The sequence below is a fragment of the Hoylesella buccalis ATCC 35310 genome, assembly GCF_000177075.1.
Lineage (GTDB): Bacteria > Bacteroidota > Bacteroidia > Bacteroidales > Bacteroidaceae > Prevotella > Prevotella buccalis.
Map to the genome: position 1 here is coordinate 15,496 of NZ_ADEG01000009.1, position 20,474 is coordinate 35,969.

The 20,474-nt window shown below is 45.9% G+C and carries 21 protein-coding genes; 12 read left to right on the forward strand and 9 right to left on the reverse strand.

The features are described 5' to 3' along the window. Window position 1: 1 nt before the first annotated feature. Complete coding sequence (locus tag HMPREF0650_RS00550; protein ID WP_004347480.1) at window positions 2–664, forward strand: TraX family protein; 663 nt, start codon at window positions 2–4, stop codon at window positions 662–664. A gap of 49 nt (window positions 665–713) precedes the next feature. Here the strand turns inward: HMPREF0650_RS00550 and HMPREF0650_RS00555 are convergent, their stop codons facing one another. Both HMPREF0650_RS00555 and HMPREF0650_RS00560 read right to left on the reverse strand, forming a co-directional pair. Beyond that, window positions 714–1,646, reverse strand: a complete 933-nt coding sequence (locus HMPREF0650_RS00555; protein ID WP_234181318.1) for a replicative DNA helicase — start codon at window positions 1,644–1,646, stop codon at window positions 714–716. A 186-nt stretch (window positions 1,647–1,832) separates the two neighbouring features. Then, entirely contained in the window at window positions 1,833–2,885 is a 1,053-nt protein-coding gene (locus tag HMPREF0650_RS00560; RefSeq protein ID WP_004347483.1) for a peptidoglycan DD-metalloendopeptidase family protein, read from the reverse strand. Window positions 2,886–2,968: 83 nt separating this feature from the next. Here HMPREF0650_RS00560 and HMPREF0650_RS00565 point away from each other — a divergent pair, with 83 nt between their 5' ends. The 8 genes from HMPREF0650_RS00565 to HMPREF0650_RS00600 all read left to right on the forward strand — a co-directional run bounded on the left by HMPREF0650_RS00565 (window position 2,969) and on the right by HMPREF0650_RS00600 (window position 10,620). Beyond that, a complete protein-coding gene (locus HMPREF0650_RS00565; RefSeq protein ID WP_004347484.1) occupies window positions 2,969–3,736 on the forward strand; it encodes a DUF4099 domain-containing protein in 768 nt (255 codons plus the stop codon). Between the two features lie 158 nt (window positions 3,737–3,894). After that, complete coding sequence (locus tag HMPREF0650_RS00570; protein WP_040561931.1) at window positions 3,895–5,667, forward strand: MutS N-terminal domain-containing protein; 1,773 nt, start codon at window positions 3,895–3,897, stop codon at window positions 5,665–5,667. Window positions 5,668–5,715: 48 nt separating this feature from the next. Then, a complete protein-coding gene (locus HMPREF0650_RS00575) occupies window positions 5,716–5,943 on the forward strand; it encodes a hypothetical protein (protein WP_004347487.1) in 228 nt (75 codons plus the stop codon). Next, complete coding sequence (locus HMPREF0650_RS00580) at window positions 5,924–7,243, forward strand: ArdC family protein (RefSeq protein ID WP_004347489.1); 1,320 nt, start codon at window positions 5,924–5,926, stop codon at window positions 7,241–7,243. Before HMPREF0650_RS00575 ends, HMPREF0650_RS00580 begins: the two co-directional genes overlap by 20 nt. 22 nt (window positions 7,244–7,265) lie before the next feature. Continuing rightward, window positions 7,266–8,465 (forward strand): toprim domain-containing protein, encoded by a 1,200-nt coding sequence (locus tag HMPREF0650_RS00585; RefSeq protein ID WP_004347490.1) that lies wholly within the window; start codon window positions 7,266–7,268, stop codon window positions 8,463–8,465. Continuing rightward, the gene (locus HMPREF0650_RS00590) at window positions 8,462–9,184 is read left to right on the forward strand and encodes a hypothetical protein (protein ID WP_004347491.1); all 723 of its coding nucleotides are present in this window, start codon (window positions 8,462–8,464) and stop codon (window positions 9,182–9,184) included. The genes HMPREF0650_RS00585 and HMPREF0650_RS00590 overlap by 4 nt, the downstream gene beginning before the upstream one ends. Window positions 9,185–9,305: 121 nt before the next feature. Beyond that, window positions 9,306–10,103 (forward strand): topoisomerase C-terminal repeat-containing protein, encoded by a 798-nt coding sequence (locus tag HMPREF0650_RS00595; protein ID WP_040561918.1) that lies wholly within the window; start codon window positions 9,306–9,308, stop codon window positions 10,101–10,103. Between the two features lie 13 nt (window positions 10,104–10,116). Further along, entirely contained in the window at window positions 10,117–10,620 is a 504-nt protein-coding gene (locus tag HMPREF0650_RS00600; protein WP_004347493.1) for a hypothetical protein, read from the forward strand. A gap of 98 nt (window positions 10,621–10,718) precedes the next feature. Here HMPREF0650_RS00600 and HMPREF0650_RS00605 read toward each other — a convergent pair whose 3' ends face one another. Beyond that, window positions 10,719–11,972, reverse strand: coding sequence for an ATP-binding protein (locus HMPREF0650_RS00605; RefSeq protein WP_004347494.1), 1,254 nt, complete (start codon window positions 11,970–11,972; stop codon window positions 10,719–10,721). 433 nt (window positions 11,973–12,405) lie between these two features. Here HMPREF0650_RS00605 and HMPREF0650_RS00610 point away from each other — a divergent pair, with 433 nt between their 5' ends. After that, the gene (locus HMPREF0650_RS00610; protein WP_004347495.1) at window positions 12,406–12,885 is read left to right on the forward strand and encodes a hypothetical protein; all 480 of its coding nucleotides are present in this window, start codon (window positions 12,406–12,408) and stop codon (window positions 12,883–12,885) included. 4 nt (window positions 12,886–12,889) lie between these two features. Continuing rightward, a complete protein-coding gene (locus HMPREF0650_RS00615; protein WP_040561937.1) occupies window positions 12,890–13,111 on the forward strand; it encodes a hypothetical protein in 222 nt (73 codons plus the stop codon). A gap of 502 nt (window positions 13,112–13,613) precedes the next feature. On the opposite strand, the gene HMPREF0650_RS12945 is transcribed toward HMPREF0650_RS00615, so the two are convergent. Continuing rightward, a complete protein-coding gene (locus HMPREF0650_RS12945; RefSeq protein ID WP_155813533.1) occupies window positions 13,614–13,796 on the reverse strand; it encodes a hypothetical protein in 183 nt (60 codons plus the stop codon). 664 nt (window positions 13,797–14,460) lie between these two features. On the opposite strand from HMPREF0650_RS12945, the gene HMPREF0650_RS00635 reads away from it, so the two are divergent. Further along, entirely contained in the window at window positions 14,461–14,832 is a 372-nt protein-coding gene (locus HMPREF0650_RS00635) for a DUF2958 domain-containing protein (RefSeq protein WP_040561922.1), read from the forward strand. A gap of 606 nt (window positions 14,833–15,438) precedes the next feature. Here the strand turns inward: HMPREF0650_RS00635 and HMPREF0650_RS00640 are convergent. From HMPREF0650_RS00640 to HMPREF0650_RS00660, 5 genes are all read right to left on the reverse strand, one after another. Then, on the reverse strand, window positions 15,439–15,747 hold the full coding sequence (locus HMPREF0650_RS00640; RefSeq protein ID WP_004347501.1) for a helix-turn-helix transcriptional regulator: 309 nt from the start codon (window positions 15,745–15,747) through the stop codon (window positions 15,439–15,441). A 14-nt stretch (window positions 15,748–15,761) separates the two neighbouring features. Next, window positions 15,762–16,310 carry a hypothetical protein gene (locus HMPREF0650_RS00645; protein WP_004347503.1) on the reverse strand — a complete coding sequence of 183 codons (549 nt, stop codon included), beginning with the start codon at window positions 16,308–16,310 and terminating at the stop codon, window positions 15,762–15,764. A gap of 63 nt (window positions 16,311–16,373) precedes the next feature. After that, window positions 16,374–19,487: a DNA primase gene (gene dnaG / locus HMPREF0650_RS00650; RefSeq protein WP_004347505.1), complete on the reverse strand. Its 3,114-nt coding sequence runs from the start codon at window positions 19,485–19,487 to the stop codon at window positions 16,374–16,376. A 108-nt stretch (window positions 19,488–19,595) separates the two neighbouring features. Beyond that, a complete protein-coding gene (locus tag HMPREF0650_RS00655) occupies window positions 19,596–19,799 on the reverse strand; it encodes a helix-turn-helix domain-containing protein (RefSeq protein ID WP_040561925.1) in 204 nt (67 codons plus the stop codon). Further along, window positions 19,792–20,127, reverse strand: coding sequence for a hypothetical protein (locus HMPREF0650_RS00660; RefSeq protein WP_004342086.1), 336 nt, complete (start codon window positions 20,125–20,127; stop codon window positions 19,792–19,794). The genes HMPREF0650_RS00655 and HMPREF0650_RS00660 overlap by 8 nt, the downstream gene beginning before the upstream one ends. Window positions 20,128–20,474: the final 347 nt, after the last annotated feature.

The following is a 20,474-nucleotide window of genomic DNA, read 5'->3' on the forward strand; positions in this document are numbered from 1 at the left end:
TATGGTACTTCATCAGTGGAAAGGTTTGTCAGGCAGTGCCCTGAAGATAATAGCATTGGTGTCCATGACCGTGGACCATATCGCTTATTACCTGATGGAACATGGTAGTTGGACGTATGACATGATGCGGACGGTGGGGAGAATGGCGTTCCCCATCTTCGCCTTTCTACTGGTGGAGGGGTATGACCACACTCGTTCCACAAGGAAGTATGCGCTCAGTCTCTTGGCTTTTGCGCTCATATCTGAAATCCCATGGTGGTTACTCAATCATGATAATTCTCACAACGTGTTCTTCACGCTTTTGTTGGGATTGATTGCAATAGAAGGTATGAGTAAGATTGACAATAAACCTTTGTTATGGTGTGTTTTGATGATTACCATTTGCGCCATAGCTACATTTCTACACGTCGATTATGAGTATTCCGGCATCCTGCTGATATGTGCGTTCCATATCTTTCAGCCAGACAAGGTGATGAAATGCCTTTTAGCCACCCTGTTCATGTATCAGTATGGTGTAGTCGGTTTGTGGTTGGGCTTGGCTGTTATACATTGCTATAATAGGCAGAGGGGATTTATAAAAGGGCAGTATGCGAAGTATTTGTGCTACGCATACTATCCTTTACATTATATTGCTCTTTTATTATACGCAAATTTTTCACGATAGCTACATATTGGTAGGCCAGAAATCATTGGAATATAATGCTCCCAAAACTTTAGAAAAAATCACCTTTGGGTATATTTGAGAATCTTGCAAATTTTGCTTCAAACTTCAAGGATAACTGACCAGTATAACCCATGCGATGCTTTGCAATAATAATCTGTGCTATACCACGCATATCATTGCCCTTTTCGTCTTCATAACAATGATAATATTCTGGACGATGTATGAAGATTACGATATCGGCATCATCTTCGATTGTTCCCGATTCTCTTAAATCCGTTAATTGAGGTAAGTTATAAAATGATTGATCGCGGTTTTCAAAATAGCGATTCATTTGAGACAAAACTATTATAGGAATATTAAGTTCCTTCGCAAGAGCCTTGAATGAATGCATAATATATGCAAGTTCATCATTTCGTGTAAAATTTGCTGATATTTTGAATGGTGTTTGTATCAACTGAATATAATCTATAATAGCTATCCTTGCATTATTGTGTTCAACCATATTTCTGATACCATCGCAAATTTGGTCAATATCAAAAGTTTGATCGTCTAAATAAATTGGAGCTGTTGAGATTTCTTGAGTAAATTTATCAAATTTCTCCCAATCCCCTGTGGATAATCTTCCTGACATCAATCCAGAGATTAGAATATCGGAATAATTTGCAATGAGCCGATTAGCAACTTCGCGTGCTTTTGTTTCCAAACAGAAGTATACACATGGAATTGATTTTCCTACTGCAATATACTTTAGCATACTTGTAGCAAATGAGGTTTTACCCATCGAAGGCCGACCTGCCACAACAATGACGTTACCATCTTGCCAACCAGAGGTTAACTGGTCTAATTCGTGAAATCCACTTGGAATTCCACTTAATCCAGATGGATCATTAGAAATCTTAGCAAGTTTTTCTATTGCTATATTTATGACCTTATCCATTGATACAGACTCCGCACTGTACATTTTATTATTCGCATTTTTCATCTCTATCCTATTTGTGAAGTAATTCTGTTTTCTTAACGCATTTATAACTATAGTCAAACTCACTATAGCCCATTGGAAATACGAGATTATGCTTATCTCGGTATTATGTTCATTATCTAAACACCAAACAAAGATAGTATATTATTTTCCAGTTTCCAAACATTTCCGCCACTCTTTATGCAAAAGTCATAAGCTCTCGACAATTCTCTTCACTTTAATAAGATATGCTTGATCCTCAGCATACCCAATCTTATTTAGGAAATCGTAATAGCTACCCTCTCTGTACTTGTACTGCACATAGTACTTGTATGCCTTCACGCTTTCTTCCCATGAGTTGAAGGTGTAGTAGCCGCCGTTGCTGGGACGGCGGAGTCCGAAGAGGTTGTTGTTCTCTAAGCATACCCGTGAAGTGAAGTAGCCTGTCTCAAGCAGGGCTTGTGCAGCTACTATCTGTGGGAACTTCATATCATACTGCCGGAGAACGGCCATCAGATTCTTGATGTTCAACTCTTTGTCGGGCTTTGTCCCGAATCTGACGTATGCCATCTTATCCTGTAGCTGTGTGATGTAACCGTTAAGATAATCCACAAAAATATTAGGATCGACACTCTTCCCACCTTTCCTAATTCTGATATGGAGGTGCGGGCCTGTGCTTTTGCCTGTGTTCCCTGATATTCCCACGATGGTTCCTGCCGAAACGGCATCGCCAGCTCTTACGGTTATCTGGTCAAGATGCCCATAAAGACACTCAAAGATGCCATGTTCCAAAACAACATAGTTGCCATAGCCTCTATTCCCAAAATGTACCTCCTTGATGATACTGGGGAGCATCGCATAAACTCGTGCATGGTTGCATTGCAGGTCTATGCCGTCATGGAACGCTGTGCATTTACTTACAGGGTCTTTGCGATAGCCGAAAGCTGAATTGATTTTTAGGAAGTCGAGCGGAAGGCAGACATTCATGCGCTGGCTGATCAGATTGAAAAGCAGGGAGTCCTTCACATTGACAAACAGTGGTACATCCTTCTCTATGGTGATTTCCAAGCCACGACCAGTTTGGAAAGTTACGTCAGGATGTTTTGTATCTATGCTATCTGCATTTTGCTTTGTAACTATTTGTTTTACAGGCTTTACCTGTTTGCGAACTACCTCCGGACGGAGAGTATAAAACTGCGCTGCCATCTTCATGCTGATTGCGGTAGCGACGAAAACCAATAGAAATAATCTGTATCGTCTCATCTTATCATCTTGCTTTTTGATAATTTTGTTTGGTGAGAAGCGCAAGTCTTCTCTCGACAAATTTACCGATAAACATTCAACGTATGGAAAATGTGATGACTTTTCAAGCTCAGGGAGCTGTCTTAGAGAAACTGATGCAGTTGGGAATCGACAGGGAAAAAATGGAGTTGATGCCTGATGGTCTGAAAGTTCCGCTGCTTTGTGGAGAGGTAACGCCTGTTTTCATGGCCAACACGGAAACATCAAATGGCAAGGTGATACAGTTACCGATGAAAGCCCAATTCGTACTGGATGATAACGGGCAAGTGTTACTAATGACTTACCCACTCCGTAGAGAGATTGCCAATGAATTAGGACTTAACCAGAATGAACTCCAACGAGTGCTGTCTGGCGAGGTAATACGCAAGGAAGTGGACGTGGAGGGAGAAAGGAAAGTAAGATTTGTTCAGTTGGATAAGGAAACAAACTCGCTCATGCACCGTAATGTGGCCAGCATTCCTATCGAGACAGAACTACAAACACGAGATAAAGTGAAGGACATCGAGTTGGGTGCCAATCAAAAGGAGGCTTTGCAGGAAGGTAAACCTGTGGAACTGGCTCTCGGCGACACCAAGGTAACGGTGGGCGTTGACCTACGTGAGCCACAAGGCTTCAAAATTGTCAACGGCGACATGAGGGAGTGGGAACGATTGCAACAGACGCGCTACGATGATGTTCACGAGGATTTTATGGGTTATGTGATGACCGACGAAAACCGCTGGGAATACCAGAAAGTGGTGGAACGCCAAGCCATGACCAACAACCGCTCAGAGTCTATCGAAAAGAAGCAACATACAGGCTTGATTCGATAGCAAAAGACGAATAACCATCCTCCCAACAAGGGATTCTTTAATATTCTGCTCCCGGCTTGTCACTTTCATAAGAGCCAGTGAGTGCTTTAACATTCTTCTCTATTGGCGAGTTCTTCTGTTGTAGAACCGTAGCGTTAAAGCATATCACGACAAGCAAGGTGGGTAGAAAGAAATACAAAAATCTTGATTTTGACTACATCGTCAGCTCCGTGGCTGGCTATGCCAAAGTTGCTCCTATTGCCCGAAAGGTGAAAGCTGGGGACGACATGGCCATTGCCAAGGCTGCGGCGATGATGACTGCGGCAGTCAGGAATGTCATGCCTAAAGACAAGCAGGTGGTACTGGTACCTATCCCAAACCGCACCGGCAGGGCCGGTTACACCAAGACGCTGGCCGAGAAAATAAGCGAAGCACTGCACCTGCCTGTCATAGATGCGCTGGCAAGCAATACTCACGATCCGCTTTATCTTGTGAAGAAAACCAATGGCTCGCTCGATGAGGTGCCGCTCTACTTTTATCGCATCCGCAGGCTACCCAGGAACAAGATACCCATACTCATTGACAATGTACTCGACACCGGGCATACGGCAATGGCCGCATATGAAGCAATGGGCAGACAGGACACGCTGATGGCGGTACTCGGTGATACGCATAAATTCACGCCCAACAAATGGAAGTCGGATATTTACCCTTTAATTGACAACAATATGGCAAGTAAGAAAAAAGAAGAGGTGCAGCAGCAAGCTACCCTGAAGGAAGAGCCGACGGCTCAAACCGAGAAAAAAGCTGCAAAGAAAACGACAAAGCTCCCGAAGTCAAAGACGCTGGCAGAGCTGTACGAGAACATGAAGGAGATGCACCCTGATGCCATCCTGCTCTTCAGAACGGGAGACTTCTACACAACCTTGAACGCTGATGCCTCCAAGGTGGCTGACACATTGGGGCTCAAAGCGAACAAGCCTGCCAAGGCAGGAGACGGCTCTCTGCAGGTTACATTTCCCCATCATGCGCTGGACACGAATCTGCCCAAACTCATCCGGGCTGGTCTTCGTGTGGCTATCGTGGACAGTCTGGAGAAGAAGCAAAATGTGGAGAAAGCCGTGTCTGAGAAAACGGAAACCACAACTCAGGAAAAGAAAGAGGAAGGAAAATCCGTGGAGAAAACGGCAACCGTCAAGCAGGAACACCGGCCGCGTGAGCCGCAGATGGTTACGGTCAATGGCGACAAGGTTTCCCATGCCCATGCCTTCCAGTCCAAGGTGAATCCTGCCGACTGGTTCTATGTGGCGCAGCTCAACGGTAAGCAGCTCAACCCCATGAAGATGGACGCTGCCGACATCGCTGCCTATCAGAAACGGGAAGCGAAGGTGGAGAATATGATGCAGAAATATTATCCCACAAAGTTGGCTCCTAAAGTATCTGCCGAGGAGTACAAGGCCGCCAACATCCTATCTGACGGCAGGGTGATTGACAAGATGACAGTGTATAAGGAGAAAGATGAGCAGCGGGCTGACTTTGGCAAGTATAAGCTCTATGCCCAGGTGGGCGACCAACGAATGTCGGCTCCTATGACCAAAGAAGACCAGAGTGCTTTCTTCGACCGCGTGACGACACCGGCGGCATTGGTGGAAAAGAACTTTGGCGAACGGCTGCACCTGGCATCGGCCTATGCCGTCTATCAGCTCCCTGCCAACATCAAAGTGGAGGATATTCGGGTGGCAAAGGACAACATGGACGGCAAGTGGAAGATTTCAGCAGCCGTGGGCGAGAACGGACGCACGGACAAGAAGGCGATTTCCTTTGACGACGGCTTTTCTCTCTTCCAAGCCAAGACCGTCACTCGTGAACAGCTGGCAGCCAAGTATCTCTCAGAGGACATCAAGATGCTGTCGGGTCAGAAGCAGGCTATCAGCAATGGACTGAAAATGTAGCCTTGGGGAATTTCTATAATGAACACAGATAACATAAATTCAAAGAAAATGGCATATAGTTTTGAAGAGCTGGTCCAGCTCAAACAGGACAGACGGATAGGATGGCTGCAGTTCACGCTTGAAGGTGAACATGCGGACGACTTCATGCAGTGGTGCAAGGAACACAACACCCATCCCAGCGAAGATACCGCGGAGTTCTATATGGAGTCGGTGGAACTGAGTATGCAGGATAAGCAAATCTTGGCGGAGGACGACTATGACTACAGCTGGAACTGAAACAAAGACGCTCGGTCAGAAAGCCGTGGACAGGTTCACGGAGATGATGATTGAGCGCATGGAACAGATGAAGTCCGTTGGCTGGCATAAGGGGTGGATTGGCAGTGCTACTGCTCCTGGTGCCATGCCGCAGAATGTATCTGGGCGTGGATATTCGGGAAGTAACTCTTTCTTCCTCCAACTGGACACGGCTCTTCGTGGCTACTCCATGCCCGTGTACCTCACTTTCAAGCAGGCCAACGACATGGGAGCACATGTGAAGAAAGGTGAGTCGGCTATGCCAGTGCTCTACTGGGATATCATGGCAAGGGACAAGGATGGTAAGAAAGTTTCTAAAGAGGCCTACCGCAAGATGAGCCTTGCAGAGCGGATGCAGGTGCAGACCATTCCTTTCCTGAAAGCCTTCAATGTGTTCAATGTCGATCAGACCAATCTGGCTGAGGTGAAGCCTGACAAGATGGAAGCTCTCAAAAAGCTGTTTGCCCCACCGGAGCTGCGTGATGCCGAGGGGATGTTTACCAGCAAGGCTCTCGACCGTATGTTTGAGAAGCAGGAGTGGATTTGTCCTATCCAATATGATAAGCAGGTACCCGGTGCATACTTCTCTCCCTCCAAGGATATCATCGTCATTCCAAAGAAAGAGCAGTTCAACATCGGCAAGACACTGGAAGAGGTCTATAAGGACGGTATGGAATACTACTCCACGGCCCTGCACGAGATGGCTCACTCCACCGGTACGGAACCTCGGCTGAATAGGGGCAGCCATGAGAAGTTCGGCGATGCGAAATATGCCAAGGAGGAACTGGTGGCTGAGCTGACGGCAGCGATGGTAGGCAACTCGATGGGCTTTGACAAGCGTATTCTGGACAACAATGCGGCTTACCTCGATAGTTGGATCTCCACTCTCAAGGAAAATCCTAAGTTCATCGTGTCGGTGATGGCCGACGTGAACAAGGCTGCTAACATGGTACTGGAAGAGGTGGACAAGCAGAAAATGGCATTGGGTGAAGAGCCCTTGCTCGATAAAAACAGAAACCTTTCTAACGACATTCCCAAGGACAAGGTCGTCTTTGAGAACGCCTCCATCATCAAGCAAAACGACGGCAACTATGCGGTGCGAGCCTCATTCCAAGGTCAAGATTTGGGACTCAAACCGATTGACCGAAATGTGGGCATCCTCTATTTCTCTCTCTCGGAAGAAACGGAGAAGGTGCGTCTGCTCTCCCATACGCTGGAAAAAAGTTTTGGCGATGTGGTCATGGCACAGACGCAGCAGCATGCTCATCGTATGAAAATATAACCCTTTATACTTGTAGGCAGTTATGAAACAGAGTGTAAACTACAAAAGCCTGAAAACAAAGGTAGGCGTAGATGATATTGCCTATTATCTGGGCTATCGTCTCGACCGTTCGGCTGGTGTGGGAAAATACATTGAAATGGTCTTGGCTGACTCCACGGGTCATCAGGACAAGCTCATCATCAAGAACCCGAAGGAGAAGGCGGCGCAAACTTATTTCCGGCGTAACGGGGCAAGAGGCGGTGATGTGGTTTCTTTGATACGTGAGAACCTTAGCAGCTTCCACGAGTCTGGAAGAAACGAGTGGGAAATCATCGGCAAGGTGATGGCCCACTTCGCCAATGAGCCGATTCCTGACTATGGAGATAGCCAGTATCTTGCGAAAGCTGGGTACACGGGTAATACCGTGTTTGATCCGAAACGCTATGAAACGAAGGATGTTAATGGTGCGCCTTCTGAAGTGATGGCGTTCTTTGCCCAGCGTGGCATCAACGAGGAGACGGTGAGTGCCTTCGCACCATTTATCAAGCAAATAAGGGACAACAGCCATACCACCTACAAGCAGTTCAACATCGGCTTCCCTTATACGGAGGCTGGCAAGGACAAGGTGGTGGGCTATGAAATCCGTGGCTTTGGCTCATTCAAGAGTAAGGCAGCTGGTACTAACTCGACGACGGGGGCATGGATTGCTGATCTCTCACAAGGTGGAGAGCCTACAGACATCAGAAATATCTATTTCGCTGAAAGTGCCTACGACATCATGGCGTTCTATCAGCTGAATCACCTTCGCTTAGATGGTACTCATTCGGTATTCGTATCGTTGGGTGGCACGTTCTCCGACAGTCAGATCAAGGGTATCATGGCGCATTACCCGGAAGCCAAGGCGATGGACTGTTTTGATAATGACCTTGCCGGGCGTATCTATGGAATCCGCATGGCTGCCTTGCTGGAGGGCATCCGCTTGAATGTGCATAAGGAAGAGGACAAGGTGAAGATTACTGTTGGCGCGAAGAACTTTGCCATTGCTAATGAACAGCTGTCCATCCGTGAGCTTCGCAAGCATATCCACATCCGCTATAATGTAGGTGAATGGAAGGCTGCTGCGAACTACAAGGACTGGAACGACCAGCTGATGGGTAAACAGATGGAAGTTGTGGCGGTAGAAAACAAGTTTGCAAGAGATCGGAATCTGGCTGACCGCCGAGAGAAAGGGGTGGGCTTATGAAACGAATCTTCATCATATCATTGTTGGGTAGTTTAACTTTCTGCCCTATGATGGCACAACAGACGGACCCGACGCTGACGGGTGCAGTGATAGCGCAGAGCGGAATGCTGAAAAAGATTTTCAAGGACCGCGAGAAGACACAGAAGAAAATCATTGCTGCGGAAACGGCAGTCACTGTGGCGATGGACAGAATGCACAAGGTGGAGGACAAGATGCTGGCGTATCTCTCCAATGCACAAGGAGCCATGCAGAACCTTTATCAGATCAAGCGAGCGGCAGAACTGACAACAGTAGAGATTCCACGAAACATGAGCCTGTTGCGCCAGTCGCTGCCCGGTCATCTGAAAGGAACGGCCATTGCTCTCTTGGTGTCTGATGAACTGACGGATGCTGCCACGCAAATGGCTTCGCTCTATCCGTTCATGAAACAACTGGTAACGAGCGGCACATACAACGTGAGTGGCTATGATGTCACCGGCAAGTCTGTGAATGAGAAGCATAAGGTAAACCTACTGTCATCGGCGGAACGGTATTACATTGCCAATGAGGTGGTGACGAAACTGGAGACGATCAACACCGATCTGTGGCTGCTGGCATGGCAGATAAGGACGTACTCGTGGAATGACCTGTGGTTTGGACTTGACCCTGAAGGTTGGGCCACGGTGATGTCAGGAAAGGCGATTGTGGATGGACTAATCTATGAGTGGAAATATATTTGAGAGGTCTGAATATGGGCATTTTTCTGTACTTTTGCATGGCGACACTTTGTTATTTCGAGGAAGAGCAGTGCAAACAACGGATTTGTCTGGTAATCATTAAACTTTAAGAAATAGCAAAGATATGAGTGATACAAATAACTTAATGATTTGCCCCGTTTGTGGCAGAGGTACAATGGTGCACGACGAGCAGGACTGGAAGTGCAGTGAACAGTCCTGTGGATTCGTTATCCCTAATCGTTTGTTTAATTTGGAGGTAACGGAGGAACTGGTGGCGCAACTTGTCAAGCATGGTCATACGGGGGTGCTCTCTCTGCAAAACAAGGACAGACAGTATTTTAAGGCGGCTCTCGTCATCCGTAATGGAAAAGTGATGGTATCATCAGGTGTACATTATATCGACGGAGTATGTCCTATCTGTGGAGGTAAGATGCGCAAGACCTCGAAGGGCTACCGATGTGAAAATTCCATCGGTGAGCATCCATCGTGTGACTTTATGATTCCGGGTATTATCTGCAACCGTAGGATTACGGAGCAGGATGCCGTGGCGTTCTTGAATGGCAAGCATATTGCCCTGGAGGGCTTTGCCTCGAATGAGTGGAAGATGTTTGCCTCGTCGTTGTCGATAGCTGAAGGCAAGGTGAAGCTGGAATCGCGCATCGCAAAGTGTCCGCATTGCGGCGGCGACCTGCATGTTGGACTGAAGGCCTACAACTGTGCCAACTATCGCAATGCCGAATATCCATGCAAGTTCTCTATCTGGCGTAACATCAGCGGTCATGCCGTATCGGTGGAGGAGGTGAAGCAAATTTGCGAACAGGGCGTAACCAGGGACTGCATCGAATTTTACAAGGAAGACGGTACGGTGTACTACAAGCGGCTGCAACTGACACCTGAAAAAGACAGAATAATCATGATTTAAGCAGTTATTAGTGATGAAAAGAAAAAGTATTATATATGTAGTGGTGGCATTGTTATGCCTCACTGGTTGTACGAATAAGCGTCATGCGTTGAAGCAGTTGGCTGTGGAGAATCTGAAACAGTCGGTGGAATATCCTAAGCAATTGCAGGTGTTGGCTATATCAGAGCCTGATTCGGCTTTTGGTTTCTGCTACTTCTCGCAACAAGAGAAGGCGGGCATCATCCGTATCATGAAGTCGGTCACGGACAGTATTATGAAACGTACCAACAATATGCAGTCGCTGGACATCAATGACTTCTACGTGATGGATCTCGCCGAAAGGCAGATGCGTGCTAACTCGGACATTCGACAGATGCTCAGTCAGGCTACTGGCAAGAAGGAATGGACGGGATGGAAAGTGAAGATCGACTATCAGGCGGTAACGCATCACGGCATGAAATACAATGCTGAACGGTGGTTTTTCATCAGTAAGGACGGCAAGTCAGTGGTGAGGACGTTTGAACTACCGCTGCCATAAAAGTTCTTTCATGAAGATACATGGTAAAAAAATAGCAGGGGAAGTTATCTGTAGCTTCCCCTGTTTCTTCCTTTAGTATTATAGACTTGCTGTTTATACTATTTCCAGATATTCGCTTTTTCCAACAGAAAATCGTAAAGTCCAATTACCAAGATTCCATTCTCATTGTAACCAGTACTGTAATGATCGCCGGCAATGATAATCTTGCGAAAGCCGTCTGACACTTGCAAGAGTGAGGCTTGTTCCTGATCAACTTTCTCCTTTGAAGGTAAAGCATAGGCAGACTGAATGTATAATCGTTCATCATGTCGATTGACGACAAAATCTATTTCGAGGTTTCGTCTTGTTAGTTTGCCGTTATTATCGCGTTTGAAACTTTCAACTAATCCGACATCAACCGAGAAACCATTGCGGCATAAGTCGTTATATACAACATTCTCCATAATATGGGTTGGCTCAAATTGGCGGAATTCAACAACGGCATTCCTTATCCCTAAATCCTCGAAATAATACTTGGTTTCTGTGCCGATATATTTCCTACCCTTGACATCATAGCGTAATGCTTCGCTGATGATGAATGCATCTTGCAGACACGCGATGTATTTGGCTATCGTTGCAGGGGCAACATCTATGTCTGCGGCAGTCTTGAAAGTGTTTGAAATTCGTCGCACGTTGGTACTCGCCCCCATAGTAGAGGCAAGAATACGAACCAGCTCCCGTAAGCCGTCTGCATTCTTTAGATGGTTGCGGTCAATAACGTCTCTTAGATACACCGTCTCAAAAATCTCGCGGAGGTAATTCTGCTTGTCTTTAGCTCGTTTCATTCCTGCCACAGCTGGCAGGCCACCATATTTATAGTATTGATCCAGGGCTTCTGCCTTTTCACCACCTATCACCTCATAATATTCTGCAAAACTAAGTGGGTGGATGCGTACTTCCCATCCTCGTCCACGAAATTCCGTTATAATATCTCTTGAAAGGAATTTTGCATTTGAGCCGGTAACATACACTTCTGCATTGGGTACGTCAAGGTAAGAGTTAAGAACATCCTCAAACTCACTGACCAACTGCACCTCATCCAACAGAATGTAATACTTCTCTGTATCTGTCATCAATTTATCGATATGTTCAAGAAGTGCATCTGGATTACGTAGCTTCTTATTTCGGCGATCCTCCAAATTGACTTTAATAATGTGATCTTCGTGAATGCCCCTTTCAAGAAGACTCTTTCGGAAGATATTGAAAAGGAGGAATGACTTGCCACAGCGTCGCATCCCGGTGATGATTTTGATCATACCGTTTCCATCAGCATTCTGTAGCTGGCTTAGGTAATACTTCCGTTCAAATAGCATTTTAGAATATATTTTTGTGTCACGACACAGATTTATGCAGCAAATATAACTATTTCATGTCATTTAAGCAAGAAAACAGTAATTATTTTCTTGTTTTCCCTATTATCAGAGAAAGGTACGTCATGATGTGCGGTATTTACTTTCTATCATTTCCATGTTTGCGGTTGCCTCCTTGCTGCAAGTACTCATTTTCTTTGCAAAGTTACGGCATAGGAAAGAGCGGCAAGCACCGCTGCGACTATACGCAGAAAAATAGACGGCAGCCTTCCTCAAATCAAGATTTGGGTATTCCGTCAATTTTTCCGTGCATTGCTTGCCTTGTCTTTCCCGCTTATGCCGTCCTGTTTTGCTCGAAAATCAAGTACCTGCAAGAAGTCTTTCGACTTCACAAAAGGGAAAAGATTAAGATTGATAACCTTTTAAAATGATAAGTATGCACGCATGGATTTTTCAATTATCGGAAGAACGCATTGAGGGCTATCTTTGTGAAGATACCTTGTTGCAGGGTGATGGCAGCGATTATGACTATTGTGCCGCCATATCAGAAGAAGAACGGAAGAGAGCCGTTTACTCGCTCATGACTCATATTCTGCCATTGGGCATGTTTCGCCTGAAAGATGAAACGACCTTGGTGTATCAAGGCGGGTTTGAGCAGTGGAAACGTGAATGGGTTGAGCGTATTCAGACGAAAGCGGCAAAGGTAAACACGGAAAACGTGATGAACTTTTGCGGTGAGTTGTACCAGTTGGAGACCGAGCTGCAAAATCCGCTGGACACTGATGCCCAATTCTACCTTTGTAATGACGACTATCAGACCTTTGCGGAAAAGTCGGCGGAGTTGATGCGCATGGTGGAGCATCTGACGGAGGGTGACGAACTTTATATCGGTGGTATCATTGATTTTCATTTCTAAAGGCATGGGGAATATCAGTATTTTTTCGATAGAGGGCGTTGATGCAAGAGAGATTTGCAATGCGCAGTTGGGCGATGCACTATTTGCACCCTGTAGTGTGTGCGACAAGTGGAAAGAAGATTTTCCATCAGTGGACAATCAATTTTACGGATATGTGGAAGATGACATCTTCTACAGCTATTCAGACGACGAGTTTGAAACCCACGTCAATGCGATGTTTGACTAAGTAGAACCAGGAGTGTGCCGAGTTTCAGGCATACTCCTTCAAAAGGAAATACAATGAAGAAGATTTATAGCGTATCGGCTCGATACATCTTCGAGGGTACTTTCAAGGTAGAAGCAGAGCGCAGCGAGGAAGCCAAGTGTTATGCAAAATCCTAAAACACTGTGGAATGGTCATGGACAGTGGCATAAAGACCACTTTTTCATACCGTGAGATTGATTGGGTGCTCTGCACCATCCTTGTAAGCAGGTGGGCAGAATAAGTAGGGAGAAGTAAGGTGCGGCTGGGCATATCAGGCTGGTTTGCCCAGCTTTCAAAATCGGGCAGCGGTCACAGTCCGCTGCCTGTTTGGGAGATATTTGTCCTCCTGAATAATTCTTGGTCGAAGTGAAAGCCTTGTTTTTTATGTCAAAAACAAGACAAATATATTAAACAGTTTTGTTTTCCCCTAAAAGCCGTGTTATGCTATCACGTCATAAATGAGTGTGATGGCTCCACACCGCTTTCATCGCTCTGCCGGGACACAGAGCGACAAAGGAGAGTGGTTAGGTCGTTTTGTGCTGGATGGAGTGCATAGCATGGTACAGGAAGGATAGGCTGCCGCTGTTACGCTGGTGATGGACTGTCGCCCATGACCGCTCCACGGCTCCGCCCATCTTACTTCCTGCTCCGTGCCTATGCACACCATATCGCACATTTTTCCTGTGTAACGTCAGTGCATCTCCAGTGTAACCCAATTCTTGTGTTGCAGTGGAGTTACACAGACTACCTATGTGGTTTTATCTATATTGCAGAAGTCTTTTCACTGAAAGCCGTATCTCCATTCTTTGCGCATGGAGCAGCAATCATTACAATACCGCTTTCATCATTCTTCAGAGACGTAGAATGACAAGGGAGAGAGGTTAGGTCATTTCGTGCGCAACAAGGCCAGTGATGAGTTGAAGATGCCACATTCCATTTCAAACTTGCAGCAAGATGCCCAAGCATCCCTGCATGCAGTTCTTCCATTCCATTTCCGGTTCTCTTCAACTCATTACCTGCCATGGCGCTCTCTTTTTGCTGCGAGAAACTAAACTTCTTCGGTGTTCATCCATTTTCTTCGCGAAGTTCGCTATTGGCACATTATGATCAAGTACCAGTGCCTTATTTTTCAGGTTTTTATGGGCCGCTCTTTATTTTATCATGGTATGTGAATAAAAACTTGAAAAATTCCTTGCCCTTGAATGTTCCATCCAATAGCAACTGATATGCTCGAAAATAGTTTTCCCCGAAGAAGTCATTAGACTTCACAAGAGGGAAATGAGTCAGAAGGTAACGGGGTGGCTCACCACTGCTCCACAATAGCATTTTATATGGCAAATCGTTTGATGACGGCAAAACTCGCCGAACAGTTGAAAAACTTCCCTCTTTATTCTCAAGACGGGAAGCAGAAGGACGCCACTTGCGTCTGTGTGTTTGAAATTGGACTCATCCGCTGGTATGTACTGGAGGGGCAGCCAGAAGACGACGACTTTACTTTGTTCAGTATCGTTGTAGGGATGGCTGAAACGGAGTATGGCTATGCCTCTGTAAAGGAGATGGAAGACATCAAGGTGGATGGCTCACGGTATGGACTGGACATGTTGAGCATTAGGCAAGTACCAGGCTTTAAGCCCTGTCTACTTACCGAGATACAGGATAAGCGACTACAGGACTTCCTGTCAAGGCTATATGATGAGCAGTAACGAAAGGCTTTGCAAGCGAGAGCCATGAAAGCTAGCTTTCAAATGGCCGAGTGCTGCTAAGCGTTATAGAAAAGGCGGAGCTTCCGCCTTTTTATTTTTTGTAGGACACATATATTTTGGCTGTCTTTTCTGTCTTATTTGTCATAAACACATAAAGTGTTGATATACAATAATATAATATTCTTTGTTATTAGACAAGACTTATATTATTTGACTAAAATAGAAAGATTGTCCACTTCGACCTCTATCTAAGACAAGTAATGACAAGTCAAGACAACATCAGAGTCATATAATTTATTGATACTCAACGACAAGACATATAAGACAAGCAAGACAAGCATTTTCGGGGTTTACTGAGATTTTTTTAGGGCAAAAATGAAGCCGCCATTACCAGGACAAATTACCTGATAATGGCGGGTAGCCTATCATGACTCACAAGCAGTTCTTAAGGTATACAGAGTGATTCCTGTTACTTCTCTTTTTTGCTCAAAGAGCGTCTTTTATCTTTTCAAGAAGCGATTCATTTTCTGCTCGTAAGCACTACGGGCAGGCGTGTTTTGCTGCCCAACACTCGGTTGAGCTTCTCGTCATGTGAGTATAACTTCATCAAACCGTTTCTACCTCGCTGGGGAGTAAATGGAGTGAGAGGGCATCTTCTATCTTGCAAAGCGTCTCGATGGAGAGGTTCTCTTTCCCTCGGAGTATCTTTGACACATACTGCTGCGAGCAGCCCATGCGTTGGGCAAGTTCTGTCTGTGTAAGATGGAGTTCGTCCATCTTATCGAGCATAAGCATCGCAATACGCTGCGAGTGGCGGAGCCACGACTTATTGGCCTGTCGGTACTCGGCAGCCTCACGCCAGCGAGAGGGTGTCTTGCTCTCATGCGCCTCCAGTTTGCTTATAATTCGGTTCATACTTACCTCCTTTTTTATATTGTGGTAACATAATCTATAAAAGAATCATCGTCGATAATATCCTCATTCAGGAGAAAACGGCGGACTTTTTCCAGTTTTGCCAATTCCGCCTTTGTGTGGTTTCGCTCTTCCATTTTGAGCGTAAGTTTAATAGCCCCACCTGTGATGACATACACGCCTTGTGATAACTTTATAGCATAGATGCGAAGCCACGAAGAATGACGAATCGTTCGTTTCAGCCTGGCTTTTTCTTTGCCGAGCACCACCTCCGAGGTGCGGAAGTTTTCCAGTGGGTGAAATAGCAATTCTAAGTCTGAATCAGGATTTAAGTCCAGCATCAAACATTGCAGTTGATCGCTGTCCTCAATCGTGTCTTCTATGGCTTGGTTGATGTCTGTCACCTTGAAGTAGGCTATCAGATCATCCCAATTATCACGGAAGAATTGTCTAAGCCATACTACGTCGCCCCACTTGTCAAACAGCGTATAGAGTGCATTATCGCTCTCTCCATTGTATCGCACAGCCCATAGACGACCGTCGTCAGTAATTTTATCGAACGTCATGTTCTTTCTTTTATGTTGCAAAGATAAGTTATATATTTGAATTATACAACTCATAGGTTGTATTTAACTATTATTTTCTTCCCTTGCCATCTCCAGATTGATGTCAAACGCCTTGACGAGCTTCTCATAATCAAAGCAATAGGAACGTTGTTGGACGGACATTTTGGTGGGCTGCCCCTTGGCATCACGGTGATCGAAGTCAAGGACCTGATTACCCTTTTTGACAACATGATACGTCATGCGCTGCTCGCCCAGATACTCTTTGCTGTTTTCTAAATAGTAACGGAGCGACTCTTCGGGCAGTGAGGTCTCTCCGTTGCGGTGGGCATTGAGCTTATAGAGCATGAAGATGCGGGTCTTCTGAAGATAAAGTATCTTGTGCGGCTCTGCCCATTCCGTTTCATTGATGATACTGGAATGGAACCGGCTGACAGTTCTAATTCTAAAATCGGCATCTTCGTAAATTTCTCCCTCACTATTGAGAAACTGCACCATACGCCAGAAGCTACCCAACTCGTCGTTTGTCTTACATTCCATGTTTTGGTGTATAATGCCTTCAACCGTGATATTCAATATTTCTGAATACGAGAGAGGCAAATCCAATTTGCCTTCCAAACATCGGAAGGCTGTAAGTGGGACCACCCAGTTTTGCACAATGCGGTCGATGACATTCCTACTGCCTAACCGTTTGTTTACATCATCCAATATCAAATGATACTGATCATAAAAGGCTTTGACAAACAGTTCCCTATGAGTCAAAAGCTGTAGGGTTAAGTGCGTCATTCCTTTAGAACGCATCATGAGCAATCTTTGGTAGTTCTTCTTTTCATCATCTGTAAAGTCTGACTTGGGAAACGAGAGGAAGATAAGCCGGCTGAAGAGTGCGATGTCGGTCGTAGGCATCTCTTGTCCGGAGATAATCACGCCTGCATCTACGGCGGTGGTCTCCTTCTTCTTGTCGGTGGCCATGTTCATGCGCGTGCGCCCCGTACCGTCCCAAAGGCCCTTGATAAACTCTATCTTGGCGGTGTCGATGCCGTTCTTGTATTCGTCGATGTGCACCAGAGCATTGGCGGCGGCAGCTACCGTGTCGTTGAGGGCGGGAATGGTGGAGTTCTGTATGTTAGGCGGTATGTTGTCAATCACAAAGAACGACATCAAGGTGTGTCCTAACTCACTCTTGCCAGAACCCTTCGGACCGAAGAGATCGAGGATGGGGAATGAGCGTGTGGTGAGGGTGATGATGTCACGGAAAAGGGTGGCAAGATAAAAGCAGAAGCCTATCTTGCCATTGTCGCCAAAGACGAGGAAGAGCTGACGGGTGAAGTCTCGGAGCAAAATCATTGAGAAATTGAAATGCACAAACTGACGCTCAAAACGGAAATAGTCAGTGTTTTCCTTATAAATCTGAGAGAAGGCTGGCAGGTAGTAGTTACCCTTCTCGTCCAGGTGTACGATACCGTACTCGTTGACTTCACTGAACTTGCCTCCATAATAGATGCCGTTGCCAAAAGCATAGAAGCCTTTCTTGTTCCAGCCGAGCTGCTTGATTTGGGCTGCTGTCTCGGTCTTTTCGTAGAGGAAGCACTTTAGCTTAATGAGTTCCTTCTCGCCAGCTTTCCAGATGAAGTTGCCGAGAGATTCGAGTTTTTGGCGGAACTTTTGTAACGAGATAAGGTCTTCCTGCTCCATCTCTATAATTTCCTTGATGCCTAACTCGTTGGTGAGCAAGAAGAGTCGTTTGGCCATGAGCGGGTCCTTGATGTGGAAGAGTGGTGTCAGCGTAAAATTGCTCCATTCAATCACTCCTCCCTTCTCGGTGGTGGAGAAGTATTTGCCGTGGTCTATCCAAAAACCGTACTGACGGTTTAGGTCGATTTCGTCCTCCTTTGGGCTGTCGCGCCTCGTCCTCTCGTTCTCGACGGCTTTCTGCCAGAAGAGTTTTCCTCGGTGATATTTGGTGAGGGCATCAATGAACATAGTGAGCTTGGTGTCGTCATCGATAAAGGACAACAGGTGGGCTATTTGCTTCACGGCATCACTCTTTTGCTCAGTGTTGCCGCTTGTTTCAAATAGTTTGGCGGCCAGCCACAGGATAAAGTCCTCTTCCTCTACAGCCTTGAAGAGCGTTTGATTCTTGAAATAGGTATCGGGATCTTCCTTCTTACCTTCCTTAGTGATGGGTATCTCCTTGACCGATACGATAAGGTGCTGTTCAGTGGCGAGCTTCCCTGCCTTCATTACGGCTTCGATACCCGTACCATAATCGGCGCCACCCTTGGGTGGGTCGTTGTCGGGAATGAAGCAAACCTTACTGACTGCCCTCTTGATGAGTTGAAACTGCTCCGCTGTCCATGCCGAACCAAGGTCGGCCACGGTGTTCTGCACACCAATGGCATGCAGACGCATACAGTCGGGGGCTCCCTCCACAAGGTACATCTGCTCGGTCTTTCCTGCCGCCCGCCATGCCACGTCCAAACCAAAGACCGTGTTACGCTTATTGTAAAGAAACGACTCCTTGCTATTGAGATACTTGGGCTGACTGTCGTCCATCACCCTTGCCGTGAAGCCGATGATGTGCTGGTAGCGGTCTTTGATGGGGATGACGATACGGTCCTGGAAGAAGTCGTAGCCCTGCTTGTTAATGAGTCCCAACTCCTGGAGAAATTCCTTTTGCAAGGGCAGATGAGCGAGGGCTTTGCCGTCGATGGGCGCAAAACCGATCTCTATCTCATCGCAATACTTCTGCCCCCAGCGGCGGTAGGCATAGTCCTGGGCAGGCTTGTAGCGCAGAAACACCTCACGGTAATGTTTATGTACGGTGGCATTGACAATCAGTAGCGACTCACGTTTCAGGCGCTGCTGCTTCTCATCGATGGTTTCCTCGCGTTCCTCCACCTCTATGCCGTACTTCCTGCCCAGCCACTTCACGGCCTCTAGGTAGGTCATGTTCTCATGCTCCATCAGGAAGGTAATCGCATTACCTCCTTTATGGCACCCGAAACAGTAGAACATGCTGCGGTTGGGCGTAACTGTAAACGACGGTGTCTTCTCCTGATGGAAAGGACACAGCGCACGATAGATGATGCCTCGCTTCTGGAGTGACAAGAATTCGCCCACCACCTCTTCTATATGCGTCGCATCAAGTACCTTTTCTATAATGGCCTTGGGTATCATTTCATCCTCTAATCATGTTTGGGGTTACAAAAAAATGCCTCAGCCGACTGGCTTCTCAGCGGGTCGGCCAAGGGCTTCTACTTAGTCACTTGTTATTTAGAGGATTTGCTAAGTATCTCTCAGTCCCGCCACCAGTTCCGACTTCAGGATATACCAGCAACGTCCCATCTTGTGGGCTGGAATCTGTCCATTCTCTATCCGGCGGCGGATGGTACATTCCTTGCGTTGCAACATTTTTGCAATGTCAGGCACAGTATAAACGGTGTCCGTTGCATCTACAATACCGTTGGCAGTAAGCATGGACTTAATCATACTCTGTTCCAATCTCCCATTTGTCTCTTTCGAAGAAACTCTTTGGGAATTTGTTTTTCCAATTTTGTGCATCTTTATTTCCGTTAAGTTCATTTTCTCGTTCTTCTCGCGAAACCACATAGATACCTAAACGCTCTGCCTCTTGGTTGTAGGCTACATGGACAAACTTGCCTGTACGACGACCATGCCCTGTGTTGTACTTACTGATAACATTTCTCACACTGTGTTCTTTTTCAAAAGGCACATTGGCAACCTTTAGCTCGCCAATTTTCGTTTTGCGCACCCATTCTAAGGGGCGGACGAGCCGTTCTACTTTAATCTTATTCATATCGATGAATTTTTAATTATACCAGGCAATATGCGATGGCACATTAAAGTAAAAACTATTCGTACATTATTAGGTGCTGTAATGCTGTGCAAGAATCCATTTACTTCCATTATACTATATCGTTAGGGTAATCACTTTTTCGTGATTTCGAGATTCATTGCTGCAAAAATATAGACAAAAATATGGAGAAAAGAGAACAAAACTCGTAAACTGTGCCAACCAACCAACTATTTAACTTTTGGTATGGGAAGCTATAGGATAGAATGAGTTTTTTAGGGAAATAATCTTGCTGTATGTGCAAACCTAAAAGCTTTTTCAAAGGGATTATTGTTTGCATGAAGAGTGTC